The 24,008-nt window shown below is 74.8% G+C and carries 26 protein-coding genes and 1 pseudogene; 13 read left to right on the top strand and 14 right to left on the bottom strand.

Annotation, left to right across the window (positions count from 1 at the left end; all coding sequences use genetic code 11):
• Nucleotides 1-10: 10 nt before the first annotated feature.
• The 3 genes from yaaA to ACI8AX_RS02785 all read right to left on the bottom strand — a co-directional run bounded on the left by yaaA (nt 11) and on the right by ACI8AX_RS02785 (nt 2,808).
• On the bottom strand, nt 11-775 hold the full coding sequence (gene yaaA, locus ACI8AX_RS02795) for a peroxide stress protein YaaA (protein WP_456548270.1): 765 nt from the start codon (nt 773-775) through the stop codon (nt 11-13).
• A gap of 89 nt (nt 776-864) precedes the next feature.
• Complete coding sequence (locus ACI8AX_RS02790) at nt 865-1,965, bottom strand: spore photoproduct lyase family protein (protein ID WP_456548269.1); 1,101 nt, start codon at nt 1,963-1,965, stop codon at nt 865-867.
• Nucleotides 1,966-2,007: 42 nt separating this feature from the next.
• A complete protein-coding gene (locus ACI8AX_RS02785) occupies nt 2,008-2,808 on the bottom strand; it encodes an exodeoxyribonuclease III (protein ID WP_456548268.1) in 801 nt (266 codons plus the stop codon).
• A 125-nt stretch (nt 2,809-2,933) separates the two neighbouring features.
• On the opposite strand from ACI8AX_RS02785, the gene ACI8AX_RS02780 reads away from it, so the two are divergent.
• Nucleotides 2,934-4,601 carry an LCP family protein gene (locus ACI8AX_RS02780; RefSeq protein WP_456548267.1) on the top strand — a complete coding sequence of 556 codons (1,668 nt, stop codon included), beginning with the start codon at nt 2,934-2,936 and terminating at the stop codon, nt 4,599-4,601.
• Nucleotides 4,602-4,623: 22 nt separating this feature from the next.
• Here the strand turns inward: ACI8AX_RS02780 and ACI8AX_RS02775 are convergent, their stop codons facing one another.
• Nucleotides 4,624-5,814 (bottom strand): fibronectin type III domain-containing protein, encoded by a 1,191-nt coding sequence (locus ACI8AX_RS02775; protein ID WP_456548266.1) that lies wholly within the window; start codon nt 5,812-5,814, stop codon nt 4,624-4,626.
• A gap of 165 nt (nt 5,815-5,979) precedes the next feature.
• On the opposite strand from ACI8AX_RS02775, the gene ACI8AX_RS02770 reads away from it, so the two are divergent.
• Nucleotides 5,980-6,174: a hypothetical protein gene (locus ACI8AX_RS02770; protein ID WP_456548265.1), complete on the top strand. Its 195-nt coding sequence runs from the start codon at nt 5,980-5,982 to the stop codon at nt 6,172-6,174.
• A gap of 71 nt (nt 6,175-6,245) precedes the next feature.
• Nucleotides 6,246-6,446, top strand: a complete 201-nt coding sequence (locus ACI8AX_RS02765) for a hypothetical protein (RefSeq protein WP_456548264.1) — start codon at nt 6,246-6,248, stop codon at nt 6,444-6,446.
• Nucleotides 6,447-6,509: 63 nt separating this feature from the next.
• Here the strand turns inward: ACI8AX_RS02765 and ACI8AX_RS02760 are convergent, their stop codons facing one another.
• The 4 genes from ACI8AX_RS02760 to ACI8AX_RS02745 all read right to left on the bottom strand — a co-directional run bounded on the left by ACI8AX_RS02760 (nt 6,510) and on the right by ACI8AX_RS02745 (nt 12,047).
• Nucleotides 6,510-7,721, bottom strand: coding sequence for an acyl-CoA dehydrogenase family protein (locus ACI8AX_RS02760; protein WP_456548263.1), 1,212 nt, complete (start codon nt 7,719-7,721; stop codon nt 6,510-6,512).
• A gap of 231 nt (nt 7,722-7,952) precedes the next feature.
• Nucleotides 7,953-8,420 carry a DUF4383 domain-containing protein gene (locus tag ACI8AX_RS02755; protein WP_456548262.1) on the bottom strand — a complete coding sequence of 156 codons (468 nt, stop codon included), beginning with the start codon at nt 8,418-8,420 and terminating at the stop codon, nt 7,953-7,955.
• A gap of 168 nt (nt 8,421-8,588) precedes the next feature.
• The gene (locus tag ACI8AX_RS02750; protein ID WP_456548261.1) at nt 8,589-10,235 is read right to left on the bottom strand and encodes a carbamoyltransferase family protein; all 1,647 of its coding nucleotides are present in this window, start codon (nt 10,233-10,235) and stop codon (nt 8,589-8,591) included.
• 96 nt (nt 10,236-10,331) lie between these two features.
• Nucleotides 10,332-12,047, bottom strand: coding sequence for a RecQ family ATP-dependent DNA helicase (locus ACI8AX_RS02745; protein WP_456548260.1), 1,716 nt, complete (start codon nt 12,045-12,047; stop codon nt 10,332-10,334).
• Nucleotides 12,048-12,260: 213 nt separating this feature from the next.
• On the opposite strand from ACI8AX_RS02745, the gene ACI8AX_RS02740 reads away from it, so the two are divergent.
• The 7 genes and pseudogenes from ACI8AX_RS02740 to ACI8AX_RS02710 all read left to right on the top strand — a co-directional run bounded on the left by ACI8AX_RS02740 (nt 12,261) and on the right by ACI8AX_RS02710 (nt 16,375).
• A complete protein-coding gene (locus ACI8AX_RS02740; protein ID WP_456548259.1) occupies nt 12,261-12,653 on the top strand; it encodes a TOBE domain-containing protein in 393 nt (130 codons plus the stop codon).
• A 50-nt stretch (nt 12,654-12,703) separates the two neighbouring features.
• Nucleotides 12,704-13,498 carry a molybdate ABC transporter substrate-binding protein gene (gene modA / locus ACI8AX_RS02735; RefSeq protein WP_456548258.1) on the top strand — a complete coding sequence of 265 codons (795 nt, stop codon included), beginning with the start codon at nt 12,704-12,706 and terminating at the stop codon, nt 13,496-13,498.
• Complete coding sequence (locus tag ACI8AX_RS02730) at nt 13,495-14,301, top strand: ABC transporter permease (RefSeq protein WP_456548257.1); 807 nt, start codon at nt 13,495-13,497, stop codon at nt 14,299-14,301. Before modA ends, ACI8AX_RS02730 begins: the two co-directional genes overlap by 4 nt.
• Nucleotides 14,298-14,774, top strand: a pseudogene (locus ACI8AX_RS02725) (ATP-binding cassette domain-containing protein); the annotation flags it as partial. The gene ACI8AX_RS02730 and the pseudogene ACI8AX_RS02725, both read left to right, overlap by 4 nt.
• Nucleotides 14,775-14,894: 120 nt before the next feature.
• Nucleotides 14,895-15,350 (top strand): TOBE domain-containing protein, encoded by a 456-nt coding sequence (locus tag ACI8AX_RS02720; RefSeq protein WP_456548442.1) that lies wholly within the window; start codon nt 14,895-14,897, stop codon nt 15,348-15,350.
• 12 nt (nt 15,351-15,362) lie between these two features.
• Nucleotides 15,363-15,956, top strand: a complete 594-nt coding sequence (locus tag ACI8AX_RS02715; RefSeq protein ID WP_456548256.1) for a nucleotidyltransferase family protein — start codon at nt 15,363-15,365, stop codon at nt 15,954-15,956.
• A complete protein-coding gene (locus tag ACI8AX_RS02710) occupies nt 15,953-16,375 on the top strand; it encodes a molybdenum cofactor biosynthesis protein MoaE (protein WP_456548255.1) in 423 nt (140 codons plus the stop codon). The genes ACI8AX_RS02715 and ACI8AX_RS02710 overlap by 4 nt, the downstream gene beginning before the upstream one ends.
• Here ACI8AX_RS02710 and ACI8AX_RS02705 read toward each other — a convergent pair.
• From ACI8AX_RS02705 to ACI8AX_RS02685, 5 genes are all read right to left on the bottom strand, one after another.
• Nucleotides 16,372-16,854: a GAF domain-containing protein gene (locus ACI8AX_RS02705; protein ID WP_456548254.1), complete on the bottom strand. Its 483-nt coding sequence runs from the start codon at nt 16,852-16,854 to the stop codon at nt 16,372-16,374. The two genes, ACI8AX_RS02710 and ACI8AX_RS02705, sit on opposite strands and share 4 nt — an antisense overlap.
• A 121-nt stretch (nt 16,855-16,975) precedes the next feature.
• Nucleotides 16,976-17,188 (bottom strand): hypothetical protein, encoded by a 213-nt coding sequence (locus tag ACI8AX_RS02700; RefSeq protein WP_456548253.1) that lies wholly within the window; start codon nt 17,186-17,188, stop codon nt 16,976-16,978.
• A gap of 82 nt (nt 17,189-17,270) precedes the next feature.
• Nucleotides 17,271-17,519 carry a MoaD/ThiS family protein gene (locus ACI8AX_RS02695; RefSeq protein WP_456548252.1) on the bottom strand — a complete coding sequence of 83 codons (249 nt, stop codon included), beginning with the start codon at nt 17,517-17,519 and terminating at the stop codon, nt 17,271-17,273.
• 2 nt (nt 17,520-17,521) lie between these two features.
• Nucleotides 17,522-18,574, bottom strand: coding sequence for a GTP 3',8-cyclase MoaA (gene moaA / locus ACI8AX_RS02690; RefSeq protein ID WP_456548251.1), 1,053 nt, complete (start codon nt 18,572-18,574; stop codon nt 17,522-17,524).
• A gap of 97 nt (nt 18,575-18,671) precedes the next feature.
• Nucleotides 18,672-19,550 (bottom strand): hypothetical protein, encoded by an 879-nt coding sequence (locus tag ACI8AX_RS02685; protein WP_456548250.1) that lies wholly within the window; start codon nt 19,548-19,550, stop codon nt 18,672-18,674.
• A gap of 200 nt (nt 19,551-19,750) precedes the next feature.
• Here ACI8AX_RS02685 and ACI8AX_RS02680 point away from each other — a divergent pair, with 200 nt between their 5' ends.
• Nucleotides 19,751-21,004, top strand: a complete 1,254-nt coding sequence (locus ACI8AX_RS02680; RefSeq protein WP_456548249.1) for an MFS transporter — start codon at nt 19,751-19,753, stop codon at nt 21,002-21,004.
• 65 nt (nt 21,005-21,069) lie between these two features.
• Nucleotides 21,070-21,909, top strand: a complete 840-nt coding sequence (locus ACI8AX_RS02675; protein WP_456548248.1) for an aldo/keto reductase — start codon at nt 21,070-21,072, stop codon at nt 21,907-21,909.
• A 47-nt stretch (nt 21,910-21,956) separates the two neighbouring features.
• On the opposite strand, the gene ACI8AX_RS02670 is transcribed toward ACI8AX_RS02675, so the two are convergent.
• The gene (locus ACI8AX_RS02670) at nt 21,957-22,766 is read right to left on the bottom strand and encodes a DUF3097 domain-containing protein (RefSeq protein WP_456548247.1); all 810 of its coding nucleotides are present in this window, start codon (nt 22,764-22,766) and stop codon (nt 21,957-21,959) included.
• A 325-nt stretch (nt 22,767-23,091) separates the two neighbouring features.
• Between ACI8AX_RS02670 and ACI8AX_RS02665 the strand changes: the two genes are divergently transcribed.
• A complete protein-coding gene (locus ACI8AX_RS02665) occupies nt 23,092-23,982 on the top strand; it encodes a DUF2382 domain-containing protein (RefSeq protein ID WP_456548246.1) in 891 nt (296 codons plus the stop codon).
• Nucleotides 23,983-24,008: the final 26 nt, after the last annotated feature.

The raw sequence follows: 24,008 nt of genomic DNA, 5'->3' as shown, positions 1-24,008 counted from the left end.
AGGCGCCCGGTCAACCGCGGCGCGTGACCTCGTCGGCCGGCACCACGAGCGTGAGCGCCGTCCCGCCGTCGTGCTCGACGTGGAGCCCGGCCCGTCGCAGCAGGGCCCGCAGCCGGACGACGTCCGCGGGTTCGGCCGTGGTGGTGGCCAGCAGCCGCGCCACCCGCCCCTTGTGCGCCTTGTTGAAGTGGCTGACCACCGAGCGGGACCCGTCGGGGCGCTCGCTGAGGACGTCGACGGTGACCGCGCCCGGCACCGGCGCCAGCGCCTGGTAGGAGCCGCTGCGCAGGTCGACGACGAGCTCGCCGGCGCCGGCGAGCACGGGACCGAGGACGGGCTTCCACAGCGTCCGGAGGGTGGGCAGCCCGGGCAGCACGCTCCCGGCCGACAGGCGGTACGCCGGGATGGCGTCCGCGCCGCGCACCAGGCCGAACAGGGCCGAACCCACCGCCAGCCGGCGGTCGGCCCGGGCCCGCTGGGCGCGGGTCAGCGAGCGCACGTCGAGGGCGTCGTAGAGCACGCCGGTGTAGCGCTCCAGGGCGGGCAGCGTCGGCGCCGTCCGCAGCGCGGCGTTGCGCGCAGCCTCGCCGGCCTGCTTCTCCGACAGCCCGAGCACCGTGCACGACAGCGCCGGGTCGGCGGCCAGGTCGACGAGCGCGCCGACCAGCTGCTCGCGCACGGGCGTCAGCTCCGGCGTGGCCAGCGCGTCCAGGTCGAGCGGGGCGCCCTCCCCGCCGGGGTGCTTGGTCTCCGACGGCGGCAGCAGCACGAGCACGAGGAACCAGCCTATGGAGCCGAGCGGGCGGGCCTCGTGCAGGGGCCCGCCGCGAGCCTGCGAGCGGTGGGGGCAGGGAGGCCCTCCGTCTAGGTCCAGTAGAGGAGGCGGGCGCCGGGCAGACGGGCGGGGAGCTCGCGCTCGAACCAGCCGCGCAGCCCGGCCATCGTCTCCTTCGGGTAGACGTGCTTGACCGAGCCGAACTTCCCGCGCTTGGTGGTGCGCCGCTCCTCGTCCATCTCCAGCCTCGTCCGCGGGTACCAGTCGAGGAGGGTCTCCTTGGAGCCCGGCGTGAAGCGGTGCGTGATGCACTCGACGGTGAGGTCGTGCCCGGCCGGGACGGCGTCGGCGATGCCGTCGAGCAGGGCGCCGTACTCCTCCTGCCAGCCCTCCACCGGCATGATCGGCGCGATGGTGACGCCGACCGGGTAGCCGGCCGCGGCCACCGCCGACAGCGCGCGCAGCCGGGCGGGCACCTTCGCCGTCGCGCCCTCGAACCGGCGGTCGACCGAGGCGGCGTTGACCGAGAACCGCAGCCGGGTGCGGCCGCCGTGCGGGAGGCCGAGCAGGCCGGCGACGTCGTCGAACTTGGTCGTGGCGCGCAGCTGCACGGGGCCGGGCCAGTCGTGGGTGCCGAAGTGCTCGACCATCCGCGACAGCCCGCCGGTCAGGTGCTCGATCGCGAGCGGGTCGGTGTAGCAGGAGGCCTCGAACGTCGTCCCCTCGGCGCCGCGCCCGGCGGTGCCGGAGGTGACGGCGCCGCTCCCGACGTAGGCGTCCAGCCCGTCGAGCACCTCGTCGAGGTCGGCCCACACGCGGGTGATCGGCGGGCCGGACAGGGAGCCGGCGAGGTAGCAGTACTGGCAGTGCGCGGGGCAGCCCTCGGCCAGGTCGAGCCGGAAGTCCGCCGACGGCGGGATGGGCTGCAGCGCCCGCTTGGACGGCGGCGGGACGACGAGGGCCAGCGTGTCCTTGGCGGCCATGAACGCCGCGCGGTCGTCGTCCCCGCGCAGGTTCGGGAGCCGGTCGCCGCGCAGGAGCTCGATGGCGTCCACCCCGGCGGCCTCGAGCCGGGCGAGGACGCGCTGCCCGTGCGGCCGCTCGGCGGCCGAGCGGGTGACGAGGACGCGCGACGGCGTCCAGAGGCGGGAGGGCGGGGGAGCGACGGGGGCGAGCGCCGGGCTGGTCATCACCGGGTACAACACCCTCCGGGGCCCGGTCCGGCCCGCGGCTCAGGTGAGCTCGACCACCACCGGGGCGTGGTCGCTGGCGCCCTTGCCCTTGCGTTCCTGCCGGTCTATCAGGGCGTTTGTCACCCGCCGCTCGAAGGCGGGGGAGCCGAGCACGAAGTCGATCCGCATGCCCTCGCGCCGCGGGAAGCGCAGCTGCGTGTAGTCCCAGTAGGTGTAGACGCCGGGGCCCGGGGTGTACGGGCGGACGACGTCGGCGTAGCCGGCCTCCACGACCGCGCGGAACGCCTCCCGCTCCGGCGGCGACACGTGCGTGGAGTGCGAGAAGACCGACATGTCCCACACGTCGTCGTCCTGCGGGGCGATGTTCCAGTCGCCGACGAGCGCGATCTGCGCCTCGGCGTCCTCCGTCAGCCACCCGCCGGCCGCGACGCGCAGCGCCTCCAGCCAGGCGAGCTTGTAGTCCAGGTGCGGGTCGCCGAGCTGGCGGCCGTTGGGCACGTACAGGCTCCACACCCGCACCCCGCCGCAGGTCGCGCCCAGCGCGCGCGCCTCCGGTGCGGGGTCCACGCCCTCCTTGGCCGCCCAGGACGGCATGCCCGGGAAGCCGACCTGCACGTCGGTCAGGCCCACGCGGGAGAGGACGGCGACGCCGTTCCACTGCGAGTGGCCGACGTGCGCGGTCTCGTACCCGAGCTCCCGGAACCGCTCCTCGGGGAACTGGTCGTCGCGGCACTTCGTCTCCTGGAGGGCCAGGACGTCGACGTCGGAGCGCTGCAACCAGGCGACCACCCGGTCGACGCGGGAGCGGATCGAGTTGACGTTCCACGTGGCCAGCCGCACGACTGCCGAGCTTACGGAAGCCGACGGTGGGGGTAACCACACCTCGTCGCACGCGGGCGGGACCCCCGTGACCTGGACAGATGGGACCATGGCGGGATGAGCAACTGGCCCGTGGGAGCGCGTGCGTGAGCGACTCCGACGACGCGACCCGTCCGATCGGGTCCCCGCGGGCCGGGCTGCCGCCGGTGCCCGGCGCCCCGCGGACGAGGGGCCGCCGGGGCGCGACGCGGCCTGCCACACCCCCGGGCGCCACACCAGCGGGCGCCACACCACCGGGCGCCGGCCCCGCGGCCCGCCGTCCCCGGCCCTTCGGCTCGGTCCTGGCCTGGACAGTCGCCAACACCGTCGTCCCCGGCACCGCCTTCCTCGCGGCCGGCCGCCGGCGCTCCGGCGCCGCCGTCCTCGCCGTCTTCCTGCTGCTGGTGGGCGGGGCCGCGTGGCTGGTCACGGGAGGACGGCGGACGGCGCTGCGGGCCGCCGTCGACACCGCCCAGCTCCGTTGGGTGCTCGCCGGCGTCGTCGTCGTCGCGGTGCTGTGGGTGCTCGTGGTGGTCCTCGGCTACCGCGCGCTGCTGCCGCGGCCGGCCTCGCGCGGCCGGCACGTCGTCGGGGCGGTGCTCGTGGCCGCGCTCGTCGCCGCGGTGGGCTACCCGGCGTACCTGGTCGGGCAGTTCACCGTCGCGCAGACGGGGCTCATCGACGAGGTGTTCGCCGAGGACCGGCAGTCGGCGACCGTCGTCGACGAGCCGAACCCGTTCGGGGACCAGGAGCGGGTCAACGTCCTCCTCCTCGGCGGGGACGGCGGCGAGGGCCGCGAGGGCGTGCGGACCGACACGGTCATCGTGGCCAGCATCGACACCGACACCGGCGACACGACGCTGTTCAGCCTGCCCCGCAACCTCGAGGACCTGCCCTTCCCGGCCGACAGCCCGCTGGCCGCCGTCTACCCCGACGGCTTCGAGGGGAGCACCGAGAGCGAGGGCCTGCTCAACGCCGTCTACCGCAACGGCCCGGCCGCCCACCCGGACATCCTCGGCCCCACCGACGACCCGGGCGCGGACTTCCTCAAGCTCGGCGTCGGCGAGGCCCTGGGCCTGACCATCGACTACTACGTGCTCGTCAACCTGGACGGTTTCGCCCGGCTGGTCGACGCCCTGGGCGGCATCACCGTCAACGTCAACTACTACGTGCCGATCAACGGCGACCCCGGTACCGGCGAGCTGCCCGACGACTACATCGAGCCCGGCCCGGACCAGCACATGGACGGCCAGCGCGCGCTCGCCTTCGCCCGCGGCCGCTTCGGGCTGACCGACTACGACCGGATGGCCCGCCAGCGCTGCACCATCGACGCGATCATCGCCGAGGCGGACCCGCTGACCCTGCTGCAGGACTACCAGGAGCTGGCGTCGGCCACGAGCGACATCGTGAGCACCGACATCCCCCGCTCGGCGCTGCAGGACTTCGTCGAGCTCGGCGACCTGGTCAAGGACGGCGAGGTGACCAGCGTCGTCTTCGACAACACGGTGATCGACCCCGCCTACCCCGACTACGACGCGATGCGGCTGATCGTGCTCTCCGCGCTGTCCGAGCCCGCCTCGCCGACCTCGGGGTCGCCGGGGACGTCGGTCCCGTCCCCCTCCGCCGCCCCGGAGACGTCGTCGGCCCCGCCGCCGGCCGCCGGCGAGGAGGCCCCCGTCGAGCCGATCGCCGAGATCGGCGACGCCTGCGCCTACGACCCGGAGCAGGCCGCCGCGGCGGTGGCCGCGGGGGAGCCGCCGAGCAAGGCCAGCTGAGCGGTCCCCCCGCGGCGGAGCGTCAGAAGGGCGCGTCGGCGAACCAGACCGTGTCGAGCTCCTCCTGGCTGTGCCCGTCCCAGTCGACCCGCAGGACGAACAGCTCCAGGTCGGGGTCGTAGAAGGTGATGTAGCGCCAGGTGGCCGGGCCGGGCGGGCTCAGCACCAGGTCACCCTCCGCGGCGCCGTCGCCGTACGACCACGTGGTGACCGGGCCACCGAAGCCGCGCGCGGCCCCCACCTCGGCGTCGCGCTGGCCGGTGTCGGCGTACTGGAGCACGCGCAGCTGGATGCCGTTCGGGTAGGTGCAGGTGACGACGGCCTCCTGGCCGGCCGGGGTGCCGCGCTCGCAGGTCGAGTCCTGCCACCCGGTGCCGCCCGGCTCGGCGGCGACGAGGTCGGGGAAGGCCGAGGCGATCTCGTAGGCCTCCAGCCACGGACCGCGGGTGAAGAAGTCGAGGTCGATCGAGCTGGTGCTGCCCTCGCCGTCCTCGTCGACGGCGGTGAGCTCGTAGGTGTGGTCCCCGAGCGGGACGTCCTCGTCGAGGTAGGGGCTCTCGGTCACGGCGTCGTCGAGCAGGGTGCCGTCGCGGGTGATCTCGTAGCGGTCGGCGCCGGTGACCGGTTCCCAGTCCAGGTACACGTCGGCGCCCTCGCTGCTCGCCCCGAACTCGGTGAGCGGGTCGAGCGGGGTGACGACGGGGTCGGCCTCGACGCGGTCGGAGCGGTCGCCGTCGTCGTCCAGGGCCGTGACGGCGTACCGGTGCTCGGTGCCGCCCGGCGCCTCGGTGTCGACGTAGCTCGTCTCCCCGGTCGTGCCCAGCAGCTCGTCGCCGCGGTGCACCTCGTACTCGGCGGCGCCCTCGACGCCCTCCCAGCTGACGGTCACGCCCTCCTCGGCGTTCGCCGCCGCCACGCCGGTCGGCGGGTCGACCGGACGGGTCAGCAGGAAGACGGTGACGCCGGCCGCGACCAGCACGGCGACCAGGGCGACGCCGAGCGCCCACCAGAGGCCCTTCCGGGACCGGCGGGGAGGCGGCCCGGCCGGAGGGCTCCAGGCGGGGGGCGGCGGGGTGCCCCAGGCGGGCTGCTGCGGCTGCTGGGGACCCCACGCCGGTTGCTGGGGGTGCTGCGGCTGCTGCGGTTGTGACGGCTGCTGCGGGCCCCAGCCCGGCTGCGGTCCCCAGGCGGGCTGACCGTACGGATCGCTCATGTGACCCCCTCGTGCGGTCGGCCGCGGGCGCGGCGGGCGCCGTGGCCAGGTCCGGTCACGCTACGTCACCGCCGCCGGTCGGGAGCCCGCCCGGCCTCGGCTGTTACCGGTCTGAGACGCTGCTCCGGCCGGTCGCGACGGGCGTCCGGCGGGAGGGAGACGCAGGTGCCCCTGCACGCGGACCCGCGCCGGCAGCGGCTCGTCGGTCTCCTGCTGCTCGGCATCGCCGCCGTGCTGCTGTTGACCTCGGCCACCTGGTTCGCCAGCGACCAGGCCGCGGTCGGCGTCGCGCAACTGGCGGTCGCGGTGCTCGGCGCCGCGCTCGGCCTCCTGCTGCTCCGCCGCTCGCAGCGCCCCTGAGCGCGAGTGGCGACCCGCGGTGACCGGGGCCACACTCCGGCGGGTAGCACCCGGCGAGGACGGAGGACGGCGTGAAGCTGAATAAGCAGGAGCTCATCGAGACGCTGCGCACGGAGGGTGACAACGACACCGCCGACAAGGTGGCCGCGCAGCTGCCCGACGAGATCGACACCGACGGCGACGCCGCGGCCCTGGAGGCGGTGGGCCTGGACCGCACGCAGCTGATGGCCAAGCTGGCCGGCGGGTCGTTCGGGTCGACGCTCAGCCCGTGAGCCGGGCCGGCTGACCGCCGTGGGGTGCCGCGGGCGTCGTGCCCCGGCACCCCACGGGCCGGCTCAGCCGGTGTAGGGACGCTCCCGGGCCAGCTCCTCCTTGGCGACGCCCCGGATGTGGACGGCGTCCGGCCCGTCGACGATCCGCAGGGTGCGGGCGCTGGCGTAGAAGCGGGCCAGCACCGTGTCGTTGCTGACGCCGGCGCCGCCGTGCACCTGGATGGCCCGGTCGATCACGTCCAGCGCGACCTTCGGGGCGGCCACCTTGATCGCGGAGATCTCGGTCTTCGCGCCCTTGGCGCCGTAGCGGTCGATCAGGTCGGCGGTCTTGAGCACGTACAGCCGGGCCTGGTCGATCTCGATGCGCGACAGGGCGATGGCCTCGCGGACGGTGCCCTGGTCGGCCAGCGGGCGGCCGAAGGCCACGCGGTTCTTGGTCCGCTCCACCATGAGGGCCAGGGCGCGCTCGGCCATGCCGATGGCGCGCATGCAGTGGTGGATGCGGCCGGGGCCGAGCCGGGCCTGGGCGATCATGAAGCCGTCGCCCTCGCCGGCGAGGATGTTGGTCACCGGCACGCGGACGTCGGTGAACCGCAGCTCGGAGTGGCCGTGCTGGTCCTGGTACCCGAAGACCGGCAGGTGGCGGATGATCTCCAGGCCCGGGGTGTCGCGGGGCACGAGGACCATCGACTGCTGCCGGTGCGGGGCGCCCTCGGGGTCGGTCTTGCCCATCACGATGAAGATCTGGCAGCGCTCGTCGGCCGCGCCGCTGGTCCACCACTTGCGGCCGTTGATCACGTACTCGTCGCCGTCGCGGACGATCGACGTCTGGATGTTGCGCGCGTCGGACGAGGCGACGTCGGGCTCGGTCATGGCGAAGCCGGACCGGATCTCGCCCTCCAGCAGCGGCTCGAGCCACCGCGACTTCTGCTCGGGCGTGCCGAACAGCATGAGGGTCTCCATGTTGCCCGTGTCGGGCGCGCCGACGTTCATCGCCTCGGGGGCGATGACCGGCGACCAGCCGGTGATCTCGGCGACGGAGGCGTACTCGAGGTTGGTCAGGCCGCCGAGCTCGTGGTGGAAGAGGTTCCACAGCCCGCGCTTGCGGGCCTCGGCCTTCAGCTCCTCGAGGACCGGCGGGTGCTCGTGGTTGTCGTGCCCGCGCTCGGCGCGCCAGGCGTCGTAGACGGGTTCGGCGGGGAACACGTGCTCGCGCATGAAGTCCCAGGCGCGGGCGCAGACGTCCTCGGCCTTGGCGGAGAGGGCGAAGTCCATGAGCGGACGGTAGAGGGGTCCCGGCGGGACGGCGCAGCGGGGGGTGGCCCCCGCCACAGGCCCCGGAGGCGCAGGACCCCGGACGCGGTGCCTCGGGCGCGGGGCTCCGGACGCGGTGCCTCGGACGCGGTGCCTCGGACGCGGGCCCGGGACACAGCGGAGCCGGGCCCCTCGGGAGAGGGACCCGGCTCCGGGTGGGCCGTGCCGCGGCCGGCGGCAGGGCAGGGTCGGTCAGACGCGGCTGCGGTGGTCGACCGCGGTGCGCACCGGGCCGAGCGCGATCACCAGACCGACGAGCGCGGTCAGGATGTGCAGCACGTTGTCCGCGCCGTTCAGGTTCAGGAAGTCCCAGTCCTCGCCCACGGCGATCAGGCCGTAGACGAACGCGGCGCCGTAGCCCACGGCCAGCAGCCAGCCGTAGGTCCGCGCGCCGGCCAGGGTGCGGGACAGCGCGATGCCGACGGCACCGATCAGGATGTGCACGATGTTGTGCGCGGGGTTGATCATGAACCCGAGCAGGGTCTCGTGGTGCTCGGCGAGCGCGCCGGCCTCGTTGTCGTTGCCGAAGAAGTCGCCGAATCCGGTGATGAAGAAGCCGATGATCCCGATCAGCAGGTACACGACGCCGAAGGCGAGCGCGAGCATCTGCGGCCAGGTCATGCCGGAGCGCACGGCGCCGGTGTCACGCGAAGAAGCCATGGGTCCTCCCAGGGGAAATGGCTCGCCGGGTCTTGACGAGCGCTCGGTTGATGCGGTACCCGCCAGCGAGCCCCGGTAACGGTCGTCGCCCGTTCGGGGGACGACCGTTACCGAGACGTCACCGACCGGCCGCGTCCCCCTGGGTTCGCGGCGCCCGGCCGGATCGGTTCAGCCGGCCAGCGTGGAGCGCCGCCGGCGGACGACGAACGGCCCGATCGCCAGCAGGTCCACCGGCGCCGAGCCGAAGCACTCCAGCGCGTCGCGCGGGTCGTCGACCATCGGCCGCCCGGCGGTGTTCAGGCTGGTGTTCACCACGACCGGCAGGCCGGTGCGCCGCTCGAAGCACTCGAGCATGCGGGCCACGAGGGGCTCCTCGGCGCGGTCGACGGTCTGGATCCGCGCCGTCCCGTCGACGTGCGTGACCGTGGGGATGCGGTCCTTCCACTCCTGCGCGACGTCGTGGACGAAGAGCATGTAGCGCGAGGGGATGGGCCCGCGGCTGAAGATCTCCGACGCCCGCTCGGCCAGCACCATCGGCGCCACCGGACGGAACTGCTCGCGGCCCTTGACGTTGTTCATCCGCTCGAGGTTGGCCTCGTAGCCGGGGTGCGCCAGCAGGGAGCGGTGGCCGAGCGCCCGCGGGCCGTACTCGCTGCGCCCCTGGAACCAGGCGACGATCCCGTTGTCCGCCAGCACCTCGGCGACGGCGTCGGCGACGTCGCGGGGGCGCTCGTACTCGATGGCCGCCGTGTCGAGCCAGGACTGGATCTCCTCGTCGGACCAGCCGCGGCCGAGGTCGGCGCCCGGCATCGGCTGGGTCGTCTCGCCCAGGCCTCGGGCGACGTGCAGCGCGCTGCCCAGCGCCGTCCCGGAGTCGCCGGCGGCCGGCTGGACCCAGACCTGCTCGAAGGGCGTCTCGGCGAAGATCCGGGTGTTGGCGACGCAGTTCAGCGCGACCCCGCCGGCCAGGGTGAGGGTGCGGTCGCCGGTGCGCTCGTGCAGCCACCGGGCCAGGTCGAGCAGGACCTCCTCGACGCGCTGCTGCACGCTGGCGGCGAGGTCGGCGTGGTCGGCGGTCCAGTCGTCGCCCTTGGTCAGCCGGGGCGCGTACTCGGAGAAGTCGATCTTCGGCGTGCGGAACCCGCCGTCGTCGGTGGCCACGATCAGCTCCGACAGCTCGCCGAGGAACCGCGGCTTCCCGTAGGAGGCCATCGCCATGACCTTGAACTCGTCGCTGCTGCGCAGGAAGCCGAGGTGGTCGGTCAGGTCCTCGTAGAGCAGCCCGATCGAGTGGGGCAGCGCCTGACCGGCGAGGATCTCCAGCTGCCCGTCGGTGTAGCGGCCGGCGAGGTGGCTGTGCGCCTCGCCGCGGCCGTCGAGGACGAGCACGGAGTTGTCCTGCGTGGGGGCGGCCAGGCCGGCCGAGGCGGCGTGCGCCACGTGGTGCTTGACGAAGCGGACCTTGGCCGGGTCGAGGCCGGGCAGCGCGTGGGCCAGGAACTCCGGGGCCTTCTCGGCGTACATCTTGCGCATGACGTCGCCCGGGTCGTTCAGCCCCGACTCCTCCGGCGTCCCCATGAGCGCGGGGTCGAAGGAGTAGGCGACGGCGTCCAGGTCCTCCGGGTGCAGGCCGGCCTCGGCCAGGCACCACGCCGCCGACAGCTCCGGGAGCTCCCACGCGCTCCAGGGCAGGGGGCGCTTGCCGTGCTTGCGGCGGCTGAACCGCTCCTCCTCCGCGGCGGCCACGATCCGGCCGTCGACGACCAGCGCCGCGGCCGGGTCGTGGTAGATCGCGTTGATGCCGAGGACCTTCACGCGTGCACTCCTCACTCCCGGGCGCCGCGCCCGGCTCGTCGGCTTGATCATCGGGGCGCCGGGCCGAGTCCGCAGGCCGAGCGCCCGAAAGGGTGGTCAGGCGGAGCCGCGTGGCCGGAGGAGGTCGTTGTCGAGGACGGCGGCCAGTGCCAGCGTCTTGTAGCCGACCTCCTCGAACAGGACGACGACGCGGTCGTCCTCGACCCGCATGACGATGCCCGGGCCCCACTCGCTGTGCTCGACCGGCGCCTGCGCGGGGAACGGGTTGCCGTCGTCACCGGTGGCCGGCTGCTCGTGGGACAGCCCCGCGGAGCAGTTGTCGCAGTTGCCGCAGGGCTCCTCGAGCTGCTCGCCGAAGTAGCCGAGGAGGAACTGCCGCCGGCACTCGGTGGTCTCGGCGTAGCCACGCATCATCTCGACCCGGCTCTGGTCGACCCGCTCGTGGTGCTCGGCCAGCTCGCGGGCCGCGGCGGCGGCGTCGGCCGGGCTCGGGGCGCCGTCGGCCGGGTGGGCGGCGCCCTCCTCGTCGAGGACGACGGCGGAGACCTGTTCCAGCAGGTTGAGGTCGCGGGCCAGCGGCGTGGCCCCTCGGCCGGTCTCCTCGCGCAGCTGCTTGATCTCCACGCCGTCCTCGACCCCGGCAGCCGGGGCGGCGGCGACCAGGCCGGCGACCTGCTGCAGCTCCTCCTCGGCCGGTGCGCCGGCGGCGAAGAACCGGCGCAGGCCGAGGTCCTCCTGCCGGTAGACCAGGACCGCCAGCGCCGGCTCGCCGTCGCGCCCCGCGCGACCGATCTCCTGGTAGTAGCTGTCGATCGAGTCGGCGGGCTCGGCGTGCACCACGAAGCGGGTGTCGGGCTTGTCGATGCCCATGCCGAACGCCGTGGTGGCCACGACGACGTCCAGCTCGTCCTCCATGAAGGCCCGCTGGGTGTCCTCGCGGTCGGCCTTCCTGAGGCCCGCGTGGTACGCCCGCGCCCGCAGCCCCCGGTCGGTCAGGTCGGCCGCGAGCTCCTCGGTGCCCTTGCGGGTGGCGCTGTAGACGATGCCGGGCACGCGGCCCTCGCCGACCTCCGAGAGCACCCGGTCGAGCACCGCCTGGTGCTTGCCCGACGCGTCGGCGTGCTGCTCGACCTCCAGGCGGATCTCCGGCCGGTCGAACCCCGCCACGACCACCGCCGGGTCGCGCATGCCGAGCCGCTCGACGATCTCGGCGCGGACCGGCGGGGCCGCCGTTGCGGTCAGTGCCAGGACGGTGGGGTGGCCCAGCTGCTCGACGACCGATCCCAGGCGCAGGTAGTCGGGCCGGAAGTCGTGCCCCCAGGCCGACACGCAGTGCGCCTCGTCGACGACGAAGAGAGCGGGGGAGGCGGCGGCGACGGCCTCGACGACGTCCGGCTTGGCGAGCTGCTCCGGGGCGAGGAACAGGAAGCGGACCGTTCCGTCCGCCAGCCCCTCGAGCGCCCCGCGCTGGTCGCCCGCCGACATGCTCGAGTTGAGCTGCGCGGGACGCCCGGTCAGCCCCTCGACGTCGGTCAGCCGCTCCACCTGGTCCCGTTGCAGGGCGATCAGCGGCGAGACGACGAGCACCGGGCCGTCGAGCAGCTGGCCGGCGACCTGGTACACCGCCGTCTTGCCGGCGCCGCTCGGCAGCACGCCGAGGGTGTCGCGGCCGGACAGGACCGCCTGCATGGCCTCCTCCTGGCCGGGCCGGAGCTCCTCGTAGCCGAGGACGTCGCGGGCGACCTCCCGGAGCCGTCGGGTGCGGACGGAGGGCGAGGCCCCCGCTGGGTTCTCGGTGGAGCGTGGAGGCACCGGCCACTCGTCCCCTGAGGATCTCCGCGGCAAACGGTCCGCCGGTGGCGCGGAGGTCCGAGGGCGGCAGGCGGCCGTGACGGCGGTCCGGTGCACGCGCTCACGACGGCCGAGGAGGCCGACGCGATCCGTCTGTCCGTCCGTCCACGGCGGTGGCGTCGTCGACAGCCCGTCCCTCCGTCCGCTCCCCACGGCCCTCGCTACCGTTCGGCCGTGGCCAGCTACCGCATCGCCGAGGCGGCCGGGCTGCTCGGCGTCAGCGACGACACGGTCCGGCGGTGGGTCGACAGCGGCCGGCTGCCCGCCTCCCGCGACACCGGCGGTCCGGCGGTGATCGACGGGGAGGCCCTCGCCGGCCTGGCCGCGCAGCTCCACGAGGCCCCGGAGCCGGGCACGACGCGCTCGTCCTCGGCCCGCAACCGCCTGGCCGGCATCGTCACCCGCGTCGTCCGGGACACGGTGATGGCGCAGGTCGAGATCCAGGCCGGCCCCTTCCGGCTGGTCTCCCTCATGTCCCGCGAGGCGGCCGACGAGCTGGGTCTCGAGGTGGGCGTCCGGGCGGTGGCCACGGTGAAGGCGACCCAGGTCAGCGTCGACGTCCCCTGAGCGGCGGGCATCCGCACGTACGGAGGCCGGCCACCGCTATGGTCCCGCGCATGCGGACGTCGCCGAGGGTCCTGACCGCCGTGCTCGCGGTGACGTTGCTCGCCGGCTGCGGAGCCGACGACGAGACCGGCGGCGCGGCCGACGCCGGCGGTGGACCGGACGGCGGGCTCGACGGCACCCTGACGGTCTTCGCCGCCGCCTCGCTCACCGACGTCTTCACCGACCTGGGCGAGCAGCTGGAGGCGGAGAACCCCGGCCTCGACGTGCAGTTCAACTTCGCCGGCAGCTCCGCCCTCGCCACCCAGATCACCCAGGGCGCGCCGGCCGACGTCTTCGCCTCGGCCAACCCCGGCCAGATGACCGTCGTCACCGACGCCGGCCTGGCCGACGGTGAGCCGGAGGTGTTCACGTCCAACGTGCTGCAGATCGCGGTCCCCGCGGGCAACCCGGCCGACGTCACCGGGCTGGCCGACTTCGCCCGCGAGGAGCTCACGCTCGCCGTCTGCGCTCCCGAGGTGCCCTGCGGCGCCGCTGCCGAGGACGTCTTCGCCGCAGCCGGCGTCGGTGCGGTGCCGGACACCCTCGAGGAGGACGTCCGCGCGGCCCTCACCAAGGTCGAGCTCGGTGAGGTCGACGCCGCGCTCGTCTACGCCACCGACGTCGCCGCCGCCGGGGACTCGGTCGAGGGGATCGGTTTCCCGGAGGCGGAGGACGCCGTCAACGACTACCCGGTCTGCGTCCTCGCCGAGGCCCCCAACCCCGAGGCGGCCCGGGCCTTCGTCGACCTGGTGCTCTCCCGCGAGGGGCAGGCCGCGCTGGCCGACGCCGGCTTCCGCGCCCCGTGAGGCGTCCCCGCGAGGGAGCGGTCCCGCTCCCGCTGCTCGTCCCCGCCGTCCTGGCGGTCGCCTTCCTCGTCCTGCCGCTCGCGGGGCTGCTGGTCCGGACGCCGTGGAGCGACCTCTGGCCCCAGCTCACCGGCCCGGGCGTCGGCGAGGCACTGCGGCTGTCGCTGGTCTCGGCCACGCTGGCCACGGCCGTCTCGCTGGTCCTCGGTGTGCCGCTGGCCTGGGTGCTCGCCCGCTCCCGCATCCGCGGCCGCGGCGTGCTCCGGGCCCTGGTCACCGTGCCGCTGGTGCTGCCCCCCGTCGTCGGTGGCGTCGCGCTGTTCCTCGTCCTCGGCCGGCAGGGCATCGTCGGCAGCTGGCTGGACGACGCCTTCGGGATCACCATCCCGTTCACCACGACCGCGGTCGTGATCGCCGAGACCTTCGTCGCGATGCCGTTCCTCGTCATCAGCGTCGAGGGGGCCCTCCGCGCGGCCGACGCCCGCTACGAGGAGGCCGCGGCCACCCTCGGCGCCGACCGGTGGACGACGTTCCGCCGGGTCACCCTGCCGCTGGTGGCCCCGGGGATCGCCGCCGGCGCCGTCCTGTGCTGGGCCCGCGCGCTGGGCGAGTTCGGCGCCACGATCACCTTCGCCGGCAACTTCCCGGGGACGACGCAGACGATGCCGCTGGCCGTCTACCTGGCGCTGCAGCGCGACCCGGAGTCGGCGATCGTCCTCTCCCTGGTGCTCCTCACGGTCTCGCTGGCCACGCTGCTCCTCCTCCGGGGTCGCTGGCTCGGCCGCGCGGGTGCCGCGCCGTGACGCTCGCCGCGGAGGTCTGCGTCCGGCGGGGGACGTTGCACGTGGAACTCGACGTGCGGGTGGCCGACGGCGAGGTGCTCGCCGTCCTCGGGCCCAATGGGGCCGGCAAGTCCACCCTGCTCCGGGTCCTCGCCGGGCTCCTGGCCCCGGACGGAGGCCGCGTCGAGGTGGACGGCGAGGTCTGGGACGACGTCGCCTCCGGCGTGCGCCTCCCGCCGCACGGCCGCCGGCTGGGCATGGTCTTCCAGGACCACCTGCTGTTCCCGCACCTCACCGTGACCGACAACGTCGCCTTCGGTCTGCGCACCCGCGGCGCCGGCCGCCGGGAGGCCCGCGAGGCGGCCGCGCGGTGGCTGGCGCGGGTCGAGCTGGGGGAGTTCGGCGGCCACCGGCCCGGGCAGCTCTCCGGCGGCCAGGCCCAGCGGGTCGCCCTCGCCCGCGCCCTGGCCGCCGAGCCGGCGCTGCTCCTGCTCGACGAGCCGCTGTCGGCGCTGGACGCCCGCACCCGGCTCACCGTGCGCGCCGAGCTGCGCCGCCACCTCGGCGCCTTCCCCGGCAGCACGGTGCTGGTCACCCACGACCCGGTCGACGCCATGGCACTGGCCGACCGGGTCGTCGTGGTCGAGGACGGCCGGGTGGTGCAGGCCGGCCCGCCCGGGGAGGTGGCCCGCCGGCCCCGCACCGACTACGTCGCCCGCCTGGTCGGGCTGGCCCTGCTGCCCGGCACCGGCGAGGGGACGACGGTGCGGCTGGACGGCGGCGGCCGGGTCGCGGTGGCCGAGCCCGCGGCCGGACCGGTCTTCGCCGCCGTCCGCCCCGAGTCGGTGGCGCTCTACCGTGAGCCGCCGCACGGCAGCCCGCGCAACGTCTGGCCGGTGCGGCTGGCCAGCGCCACCCCGCACGGCGCCACGGTGCGCTGCGAGCTCGACGGCGAGGTGCCGCTGCTCGCCGACGTCACCGCCGCCGCCTTCGCCGAGCTGGGCCTGGCGCCCGGTGCGGAGCTGTGGGCGAGCGTCAAGGCCTCCGAGGTCGCCGTCTACCAGCGCTGAGAGGCTGGTCCCATGGCCCCGCCCACCCCGACCACCGCCGCCCTCGTCCTGGCCGCCGGGGGCGGCCGCCGGTACGGCATGCCCAAGGCGCTGGTCGAGTACGAGGGCAGCCTCCTGGTGGAGCGGGCGGTCCGGACGGCGCGCGCGGTGTGCGACCCGGTGCTCGTCGTCCTCGGCGCCCGGGCGGTCGACGTCTGGCGGACGGCGGACCTCGACGGCGCGACCGTGCTGGCCAACGCCGAGTGGGCGACCGGCATGGCCTCCTCGCTGCGCACCGGGCTGGACGGCCTGCGCTCCTGGCCCGGCCGGGTCGACGCCGCCGTGGTGACGCTGGTCGACATGCCGGGCATGACGCCCGCCGCCCTGCAGCGGGTGGCGGAGCACGCCGCCCCCGACGCGCTGGCGGTCGCCACCTACGACGGCGTCCGCGGGCACCCGGTGCTGCTCGGGCGGGAGCACTGGGCCGGCGTCGCCGCCACGGCGACCGGCGACGAGGGCGCCCGCCGCTACCTCGCGGCGCACCCCGTCACCGAGGTCGACTGCACCGGTCTCGCGGATCCGGTCGACCTCGACGTGCCACCGGGCGGGGTACCGTCGGCGCCGTGACCAGCCCGATGATCGCCCGGGTCGTCGACGAGCCGCTCTCGGTCGCCGAGCACGAGGAGGCGGTGACCGACAAGGCCGCCGGCGCCGTCGTCTCCTTCGCCGGCGTCGTCCGCGACCACGACGGCGGCCGGTCGGTGACCGAGCTCGAGTACGTCGGCCACCCCACCGCGGCCCAGGTCATCACGGAGCTGGCCGAGGAGTTCGCGGCCCGGCCGGGCGTCCAGGCCGTGGCCGTCTCGCACCGCATCGGCCTGCTGGGCATCGGCGACGTCGCCCTGGCCTGCGCGGTCAGCGCCGCCCACCGCGGCGCGGCCTTCACCGCCTGCGCGGAGCTCGTCGACGAGGTGAAGAAGCGGCTGCCGATCTGGAAGCGGCAGGTCTTCACCGACGGCGAGGAGGAGTGGGTGGCCTGCCCCTAGGGGCCCACCCGCGCCGGCGGCTCCGGCACCGGGCCCGGGTCCATGCCCGCGGCCAGCAGCGAGCTCAGCAGCCGGGCCACGAGCTCGACCAGCGGCAGGTCCTTGGTCGCGCTGAGCGGGCGGGCCCGTGAGCCGACCCCGCAGACGGTGCCGAAGAGCTCCAGGCCGGGGCCGACGACGGGCACGCCGATGTACGCGGCCACCGCCAGCCCGTTCGGGAGCGTCCGGGTGGCGTACTCGGGGACGGCGGCGGTGACCGTCGCGACCCGCGGCGCCACGCCGCTGACCATCTGCCGGCAGAAGCTCTCCGCCCACGGCAGGCTCGCGCCGGGGCGGACGACCCCCACCGGTTGCGAGCAGAGGACGACCTGCCGGTCCCCCACGACGCGGGTGACCAGCCAGGCGTCCCACGACGTGTGCGTGTGCAGGTACTCCAGGGCGCCGCTGGCTGCGGCCGACCAGTCGCGCCAGGGCGCCATGTCCGCGATCCCTGGGAGTTGCATACCCGCGTGCGTTACCCGCCCCGGGCGGGGACATTCACCGGTCGGACCCGTGCCGGAACGGATCCGGCCGGGGCGGGTGCCGGGTACCGCGGGCCGGTCAGCGGGCTCCGGCGAGCCCGTCGTCCCCGTGCCGGCGGGCCTCGTCGGCCGCCTCCCCGCGCTCGGCGGCCTCCTCCTCGACCTCGCCCTCCAGCCGGCGGGCCTCGCCGTCGAGGGTGGCCGCGGCGTCGCCGTGCGACTGGCCGTACAGCTCCTCGGCGCGGCCGAGCAGCTGCTCGGCCTTGGCCTTGGCCTTGTCGAAGACGCTCATGTGCATGTCCCTTCCTGTGGCGCCTGGCCCGCCGCCGGGGCCCGCCGCGAGCCTGCGAGCGGTGGGGGGCGGGGGTCCTTCCTCAACCTCCGGCGAACGGGGGGAGCACGTCGACGACGGCTCCCGGGGCGAGGGCGGCACCCGGGTCCCGGGCCTGGGCCCCGTCCACCAGGAACGAGCAGGCGGTGAGGACGCGTTCCAGCCTCTCCCCGTGCGCGTCGGCCATCTGCCGGACGAGCTCCTCGAGGGTCGCCGCCGTCCGCGTCTCGGTCTCCACCCCGGCGGCGGCGCGGGCGCCGGCGAAGTAGCGCACGGTCACGGCGGTGGCCACGGTCAGCCGCCGATCGCCGACATCGGCCGGCTCGGCTGCAGGAAGCTCGGGTCGTCGATGCCGTGTCCGGGCAGCTTGCCGAGGGTGGCGATCCGCCACCGGTCGGCCAGCTCCTCGTCCGTGGCACCCGCACGCAGCGCCGTCCGCAGGTCGGACTCCTCGCGCGCGAACAGGCAGTTGCGGACCTGGCCGTCGGCGGTGAGCCGGGTGCGGTCGCAGCTGCCGCAGAACGACCGGGTCACCGAGGCGATGATCCCCACCGTCGCCGGACCGCCGTCGACCAGCCAGCGCTCGGCGGGGGCCGAGCCGCGCTCCTCGGTGTCGGGCGTGAGCGTGTGCGCGGCCGACAGGCGTTCGAGGATGTCCTCGGCGGTCACCATCCGGCCGCGGGTCCAGGCGTGGTGGGCGTCGAGCGGCATCTGCTCGATGAAGCGCAGCTGGTAGCCGTGCTCGAGGCAGTAGTCGAGCAGCGGGACGGCGTCGACGTCGTTGATCCCGTGCAGGAGGACGGCGTTGACCTTGACCGGGGTCAGCCCGGCGGCCTGCGCGGCGGCGAGGCCGGCGAGGACGTCGTCGAGCCGGTCGCGGTGCGTGAGCTGCTCGAACCGCGCCCGGTCGAGGGTGTCGAGGCTGACGTTGATGCGGTCGAGCCCCGCCTCGGCCAGCGCCGGCGCCACCCGGGCGAGGCCGATGGCGTTGGTGGTGAGGCTGACCTCGGGTCGCGGGGACAGAGCGGTGGCCGCCGCGACGATGCCCGGCAGCCCGGGCCGCAGCAGCGGCTCACCGCCGGTGAACCGGACCTCGCGGATGCCGAGCAGCTCGACTCCGACGCGCACCAACCGGACGATCTCGTCGTCGGTCAGCACCTCCACCTTGGGCAGCCAGTCCAGCCCCTCGGGCGGCATGCAGTAGGTGCAGCGCAGGTTGCACCGGTCGGTCAGCGACACCCGCAGGTCGGTCGCCACCCGGCCGTACCGGTCCACCAGGCCACCGGTCCCCGGGACCGGGTCGGGACGGCGCAGCACCGGGTCCGGGAGCGGGCTCGGCGAGGACATGGACCGAATGTAGTGCTGGGCGGCCGGGTCGCGCCGTCGTCCGGACGCGCGACAGGGGTGGCCGGGACACCCGGCCACCCCTGTCGGGCGGAGTGGATCAGCCGATGGGGGTCGGCGAGACCGGGTCCGGCGGCACCGGCACCGAGCCCTGGATCCGGTTGCGGGCCTGGCAGTCGCTCGTGCAGCTGGTCGCCCCGGCCGACAGCTCGATCGCGTCCTCGCCGAGGACGCCGCCCATGCGGCCACCCGAGGCGACCGACCAGCGGGTCGTCGTGGCCGTCTGCTCCAGCCGCGTCGCGACCTGGGGGCTGTCCTTGCCCAGCAGCATCTGGTGGGTCGCGTCGGCCGCCAGCCCGTTCCCGAAGTTGACCTTGCCGGTGTACTCGTTCACGAAGTAGTAGAGGCCCGGGCCCAGGGTGTGCACGTACTCGACGGCCGTGCCGAACTCCTGCTCCATCTGGAAGATGCCGCCCTGCGGTGCGTCCTTGGCCTGCACCTTGAGCTTGCCGCGGGCGGTCGTGAAGGTGACCACCAGCGTGTCGTCGCGCACCTGGAGCTGGTCGATGCGCACGTTCCGGCGCTGGTCGGCGGTCAGCACGGGGACCTTGGACGCGAAGACGACGGTCGGCGCGGTCACCATCCGCTGCGGGTCCGGGGCGCCGGTCAGGGTGTAGTCGTACACGCCGAGGGTGGCCGGGTCGATCGTGAACGCGACGTGGACGCCGCGGACGCTGATCGGCCCGGCCGGGGTCACCCCGCGCAGCCGCGCGTCGCGGCCGGCGGCGGGGTTCGTCGTCGTGCCGTTGACGGTGACGGCGAAGTCGCCGGGCGTGGCCGCGGCGACGGCCGTGCCGCCCCTGCTGTCGTCGGCGCCGCCGTCGTCCCCGCCGGAGGCCGCGGCCACCCCGGGGACGAGCGCGACGGCGGTGGTCAGGGCCAGTGCGGCCAGCAGGCGGCGTGGGGAGGAGCGGGGCACGGGGATCCCTCCGGGCTGTGGTCACCGAGCGTGTGCGTCGGCTCACAGATTGATGCATGAAACTTCAAACAACACAAGGCCGGCACGCGGAAACGGGGCGGCGCGGAGACGGGCGTCGTTGCTACGGTCGCCGGGCCACCCGAGGGTCCGGCGGGTCCCGTCCCCGCACTCGCCTGTGGCCAGGAAGCGCGAGAGTCCCCGTGTCACCCCGCACCGTCTTCGCCCCCTACGCCCGCCTGTTCGCCCTCCCCGGGGCGCGCGCGTTCACCGCCGCCGGCTGGGTCGGCCGCCTCCCCGCCCCGATGCTCGGCCTCGGCGCCGTGCTCCTCGTGGAGGGCGAGACCGGCAGCTACGGCCTCGCCGGCGCCGTCTCCGGCGTGCTGGCGCTCTGCTACGGCCTGGCCGGACCCCAGTGGGGACGCGCCATGGACCGCCGCGGCCAGGGTCGGGTGCTGCGGATGGCCATGGCCGCCTTCGCCGTCACCGGCGTCGCCTTCGTCGCGGCCGTCGTCGCCGACGCGCCCACCTGGTCGTGGTTCGTCCTGGCCGCGGCCACCGGCGCGAGCGGCCCGAACATCGGCTCGCTCGTCCGCGCCCGGTGGTCGGCGGCGCTGGACCCCGGCGGGCGGCACACCGCCTTCGCCTTCGAGGCGGTCGCCGACGAGGTCACCTTCGTCCTCGGCCCGCCGCTGGTCACCCTCCTGGCCACGCTGATCGCCCCGCCGGTCGGGTTCCTCACCGGCATCGTCTCCGGCGTCGTCGGGGGACTGTGGCTGGCCACGCAGCGCGAGACCGAGCCGCCGCCCACGCCGGTCGAGGCCGGGGCGCGGCGCCGGTGGCGGTCGGTGCTGACGCCGGCGCTCCTGGTCGTCGTCGTCACGTACGTGGCCGTCGGCGTGGTCTTCGGCTCCCTGGACGTCGTCGTCGTCGGCTTCGCCGAGGACCTCGGCGTCCCGGCCCTCTCCGGCGCGGCGCTGGCGGTGTTCGCCGGCGGCAGCCTGGTGGCCGGCCTGGTCTACGGCGTCGTCCGGGTGCCGGGCACGCTGGCGGCCCGCCTGGTCGGGACGGCGGTCGCGTTCGGGCTGGCCGCGCAGCCGCTGTGGGGCGTGGGGTCGCTGCCGGTGCTCATCGGCTGCGGGTTCCTCGCCGGGCTCACCATCGCCCCCGTGCTGGTGGCCGGCACGTCGCTGGTCGAGTCCCGCGTCGCGCCCGGCGTCCTCACCGAGTCGCTGGCCTGGACGATCACCGGCCTCACCATCGGCGTGACGGCGGGCTCGGCCCTGGCCGGCGCGGCCGTGGACGCCTGGGGTGCGGAGGACGCGTTCGCCGTCCCCGCGCTCGGCGCCGCCCTGGCGGCGCTGCTCGCCCTGGCCGGGGCGCCGCTGCTCCGGCAGCGCGCCGGGGTGCCGCAGGCCTCACCTCCGGCGCCGGTTGAGCACGGGGCCGCGGGGTAGCGGCCGAGCGGAAGGACGTGCGCGACCGGTTCGCGCGCTCCACCGCGATCCCGAGAGGAACTCCCGTGGCAACCGTGCCCACCATCCGCCTGAACAACGGCGTCGAGATCCCGCAGCTCGGCTTCGGCGTGTACCAGATCCCGCCGGACCAGACCGTCGAGGCGGTCACGGCCGCGCTGGAGATCGGCTACCGGCACATCGACACGGCCGAGATGTACGGCAACGAGAAGGAGGTCGGCGAGGCCGTCCGCCGGTCGGGCATCGACCGCGGCGAGGTCTTCGTGACCAGCAAGCTGAACAACGGGTTCCACCGCCGCGACGACGCCCTGCGCGCCTTCGACCAGACGCTGGCCGACCTCGGCCTCGACTCCCTGGACCTGTTCCTCGTCCACTGGCCGCTGCCGACCATCGACGTCGACTACGTCGAGACGTGGAAGGCGATGGAGGAGATCTACGCCAGCGGCCGGTGCCGGGCGATCGGCGTCTCCAACTTCAACGCCCACCACCTGCGCCGGGTCTTCGCCGAGGGCGGGATCCGGCCGGCGGTGAACCAGATCGAGGTGCACCCCTACCTGGTCCAGGACGACCTGCGCTCCTTCGGCGCCGACCACGAGATCGTCACCGAGGCCTGGTCGCCGATCGCCCAGGGCAAGGTGCTCGACGACCCGGCGATCGTGCAGGTGGCCGAGCGCTACGGGCGGACGCCGGCGCAGGTCGTGCTGCGCTGGCACGTGCAGCGCGGCGACGTCGTCTTCCCCAAGTCGGTCACGCGCAGCCGCATGGAGGAGAACTTCGCGCTCTTCGACTTCGAGCTCGACCAGGACGCGATGACCGCCATCACCGCGCTCGACCGCAACGAGCGCACCGGCCCGGACCCGGACACGTTCGACTACGTGCCCCGCTGAGTCGTCGGAGCCGCCCGGTGGCGGAGACCGTCACCGGGCGACCCCGCTCAGTCCAGCGTGACGAAGTCGATCAGTTCCTCGACGCGGCCGATCAGGGCCGGCTCGAGATCGGTCCAGGTGCGCACCCGGGCGAGGACGCGCTGCGCCCACACGTAACCGGTGTCGTCCTCCCAGCCCAGCCGGCGGCAGACGCCGGTCTTCCAGTCCTCGCCCCTCGGGACCGTCGGCCACGCGCGGATGCCGACGACCTGCGGCTTCACCGCCTGCCAGATGTCGATGAACGGGTGGCCGACGACGAGCGCGTGCGCGCCGGTCACCTGCCCGGCGATCCGCGACTCCTTCGACCCCGTCACCAGGTGGTCGACCAGGACGCCGAGCCGCCGGCCCGCCGACGGGCGGAAGTCGCGCACGATGCCGGGCAGGTCGTCGACGCCGTGCAGCGGCTCGACGACGACGCCCTCGATGCGCAGGTCGTGGCCCCACACCTTCTCGACGAGCTCGGCGTCGTGCTTGCCCTCGACGTAGATGCGGCCCTCGCGCGCGACCCGCGCCCGCGCCCCGGCCACGTAGGTCGACCCGGACGCGCTGCGGGTGGGCGTCACCGGCGCGGCCGGCTTGGGCCGGACGAGGACGACGGGGCGCCCGTCGACCCAGAAGCCCGGCCCGAGGGGGTAGGCGCGGACGCGGCCGTTCCGGTCCTCGAGGTGGACGACGTCCTTCTCGCAGCGGACGACGGCGCCGACGAACCCGGAGCTCGGGTCCTCGACGACGAGGTCGCGCTCGGCCTCCACCTGGGGCGCGGGCTTCTTCACCGTCCGTGGGTGGACCAGGTCGTCGTAGGGGGAGCGAGGTGGCACGGACCGAGTCTGTGCAGGACGCCCGCCGGGGACGGGGCGACGCGCCGGGGAGTGGCCTGGGACACGCCCGGGTCGCGCTCAGGTGACGCAGAGTAGTCGATCGAGTTGGACTTCTCGCCCCGCGTCTGGTTCCGCGGTCCGCTGGCGCGCTGACCAGTACGGACGGACGTCCGCGGACGGGCCGGCCGCGTCGGCGCGGCCGGCGACACGCCGGTGCCGGGCGTGTCGATCAAGCCGTTCCCGTTTCGTGGTCCCCGGGGTGGCAACCCCCGGTGTCGAACGCTTCACCGATTCCGCGAGACCAGCTGATGGGAGCGACACACACATGATCGGCACCGAGAGCATCAGCCGAGTGATCGGCCAGGACGTCTACGACGAGACCGGCAGCAAGATCGGCTCGGCGTCCGAGGTCTACCTCGACGACGAGACCGGGCAGCCGGAGTGGGTGACGGTACGCACCGGCCTGTTCGGCACGAAGGAGTCCTTCGTCCCGATCCGCAACGCCGACCTGACCGACGACGGCGTCCGCGTCCCCGTGAGCAAGGACCGGGTGAAGGACGCCCCCAAGATCGACACCGACGGCCACCTGTCCCCGCAGGAGGAGCAGGAGCTGTACCGGTACTACGGCCTGGACACCGGCACGGCGGGCACCGGGATGACCGACACCACGACCACGCAGACGACCACGCAGACGGCCGGCATGGCGACCGGCACGGAGACGACCTCCGGCATGGCCACCTCCGGCATGGCCACCACGGGCACGGCGGGGTACGACGAGCGCGGCACCGTCGGCCACGACACCTCCGGCCCCACCACCGACAACGCGATGACCCGCTCCGAGGAGCGGCTGTCGGTCGGCACCCGCAGCGAGGAGGTCGGCCGCGCCCGGCTGCGCAAGTACGTCGTCTCCGAGAACGTGACCGAGACCGTGCCGGTCTCCCACGAGGAGGTCCGGCTCGAGCGCGAGCCGATCACCGACGCCAACATCGGCAACGCGATGGACGGCCCGGCCATCTCCGAGGAGGAGCACGAGGTCACGCTGCACGCGGAGCGTCCGGTCGTGCAGAAGGAGGCCGTGCCGGTCGAGCGCGTCCGCCTCGACAAGACCACCGTGACCGACCAGGAGACGGTGAGCGAGAACGTCCGCAAGGAGCAGATCGAGATGGAGGGCGGCGACACCGTCCTCGACCGCGACCGGGACGGCCGCATCGGCTGACCCTCCCCGCACCGCCGAACGGCCCC

It is taken from the genome of Blastococcus sp. SYSU D00813 (genome assembly GCF_054050735.1).
The sequence above is the reverse complement of the archived record's forward strand: the minus strand, read 5'-3'. Positions and strand labels throughout refer to the sequence as shown.

Bases quoted from the DNA above. Each gene is read 5' to 3' on its own strand.
- ACI8AX_RS02665 (WP_456548246.1), top strand. From the start codon at position 23,092: ATGATCGGCACCGAGAGCATCAGCCGAGTGATCGGCCAGGACGTCTAC.
- moaA (WP_456548251.1), bottom strand. From the start codon at position 18,574: ATGTCCTCGCCGAGCCCGCTCCCGGACCCGGTGCTGCGCCGTCCCGAC.
- ACI8AX_RS02755 (WP_456548262.1), bottom strand. From the start codon at position 8,420: ATGGCTTCTTCGCGTGACACCGGCGCCGTGCGCTCCGGCATGACCTGG.
- ACI8AX_RS02760 (WP_456548263.1), bottom strand. From the start codon at position 7,721: ATGGACTTCGCCCTCTCCGCCAAGGCCGAGGACGTCTGCGCCCGCGCC.
- ACI8AX_RS02790 (WP_456548269.1), bottom strand. From the start codon at position 1,965: ATGACCAGCCCGGCGCTCGCCCCCGTCGCTCCCCCGCCCTCCCGCCTC.
- ACI8AX_RS02705 (WP_456548254.1), bottom strand. From the start codon at position 16,854: ATGGCGCCCTGGCGCGACTGGTCGGCCGCAGCCAGCGGCGCCCTGGAG.
- modA (WP_456548258.1), top strand. From the start codon at position 12,704: ATGCGGACGTCGCCGAGGGTCCTGACCGCCGTGCTCGCGGTGACGTTG.
- ACI8AX_RS02700 (WP_456548253.1), bottom strand. From the start codon at position 17,188: ATGAGCGTCTTCGACAAGGCCAAGGCCAAGGCCGAGCAGCTGCTCGGC.
- ACI8AX_RS02715 (WP_456548256.1), top strand. From the start codon at position 15,363: ATGGCCCCGCCCACCCCGACCACCGCCGCCCTCGTCCTGGCCGCCGGG.
- ACI8AX_RS02775 (WP_456548266.1), bottom strand. From the start codon at position 5,814: ATGAGCGATCCGTACGGTCAGCCCGCCTGGGGACCGCAGCCGGGCTGG.
- ACI8AX_RS02720 (WP_456548442.1), top strand. From the start codon at position 14,895: ATGGCACTGGCCGACCGGGTCGTCGTGGTCGAGGACGGCCGGGTGGTG.